This is a genomic window from Nguyenibacter vanlangensis (assembly GCF_013376155.1).
Taxonomy (GTDB): Bacteria; Pseudomonadota; Alphaproteobacteria; order Acetobacterales; family Acetobacteraceae; genus Gluconacetobacter; species Gluconacetobacter vanlangensis.
This window is the reverse complement of record NZ_JABXXP010000751.1, coordinates 1-1,302: the sequence shown is the minus strand read 5'-3', so window position 1 is coordinate 1,302 and position 1,302 is coordinate 1. Positions and strand designations below refer to the sequence as shown.

The following is a 1,302-nucleotide window of genomic DNA, read 5'->3' as shown; positions in this document are numbered from 1 at the left end:
GGCGGTGACGGCACGGCCCCAGACGCCGGCGCGCAGGCTGGGCAGGTCGGTCGTGCGCAGCGGGTTGCCGCGCAGGGCGCGGATTTCCTGTGCGGTGAAGGGAGGCGTGCCGGGCGGGGTGCTGGAACCGCCCAGGTCGAACAGCACGAAATTCATGACCTGCGCCATCAGCGCGTCGTCGCGGATCAGCGACATCGAGACGCCTGGGACGCGCAGCAGATAGGCCCTGCCTTCCTGCGTGCAGGTCAGCGTGCCGATCCGGTCGCGCAAGGTGGGGATGTAAGTCTGTCCGGACTGGCCTTCGATCCCGTGGCAGCCGCCGCATTTCATCAGATAGGTGCTGCGGGTCTGGTCCAGGGCCCGGGCCGGCTGGCCCGGAGGGAGAAGCCCGGCCAGCGCCAGCAGAGCCAGCACCGGCCGGACGGCAGCCGGGCGATTACGGAAGAGGATGCGCCGCATTCAGCGTCTTCCGTGCCGCGGCGACAGCCGAGGAGGACATCGGCGCCGCGCGCGCCGCCGCCAGGTCCGCCGCCGTGAAGACTGGCGCGGGCTTGGTCGCGCCCAGCCCGGACAGGTAGGTCAGGATCGCCGCGACCTGGTCGTCCGGCAGGCTTTTGAAGCTGGGCATGAAGCCGACATAGGTCGCGCCGCCGGCCTCGATCATGCCGGACAGGCCGTTCATCAGCACCTGGGTCAGGTATTTCTTGCCGTCGGGCGTGGAGGCGATCTTGTCGATCCGGTTGGCCAGGGGCGGGAACTGCCCCGGCGCGCCGACGCCGCCGCCCTGGTGGCAGATGCCGCAATTGGCCCCATACAGCGCCTGCCCGTCCGGAGCGGCGAAGGCCGGCGTGGCGGCGGCGAGGGAGACGGCGAGGGCAAGGAGTTTTTTCATTCGGCAGTTCCTACGATGACGGCTGTCGAGCAGTTGTACAGAAGCGAACCGGTCCCGAAGCACCAGATGATGTCGTTGTTGGATTGCGGACGGTAGGTCGGCAGTTCACCGTCGGTGCTGAGGCAGTTCATTTCGTTGCAGGCATCCTGGCCGCAACAATCGCGATAGGCAATCAGGTAGGAGCGGCGGTCCTGCGGGTTGAAGCAGGTGCCGATCCACGAGGTGGGCGACGGGTGCGTGCCGGGCGGGCAGCTATGCACGCCGCCACCGCAGGTGGTGCAGAGATTGCCGTCGATCGCGCAATAGCGCCAGTAATCGCACTTGCTGTCGTCCTTGGCCTGCGCCTTGGCCGCGAAGGGCGACGGCGCGCGCGGCAGGGTGCCGGCACGCGCCTCGTCGCGCGAGACGGG

At 68.9% G+C, this 1,302-nt stretch carries 3 protein-coding genes; all 3 read right to left on the bottom strand.

Features of this window, described 5'->3' with window-relative positions; translation table 11 throughout:
• Nucleotides 1-459: cystathionine beta-lyase (locus HUK84_RS18705; protein WP_176641567.1), on the bottom strand; the 459-nt coding region annotated here is incomplete at its 3' end.
• A complete protein-coding gene (locus tag HUK84_RS18700) occupies nucleotides 437-892 on the bottom strand; it encodes a c-type cytochrome (RefSeq protein WP_176641566.1) in 456 nt (151 codons plus the stop codon). The genes HUK84_RS18700 and HUK84_RS18705, both read right to left, overlap by 23 nt.
• Nucleotides 889-1,302 (bottom strand): methylamine dehydrogenase light chain (locus HUK84_RS18695; RefSeq protein ID WP_176641565.1); only part of this gene is annotated, 414 nt, incomplete at its 5' end. The genes HUK84_RS18695 and HUK84_RS18700, both read right to left, overlap by 4 nt.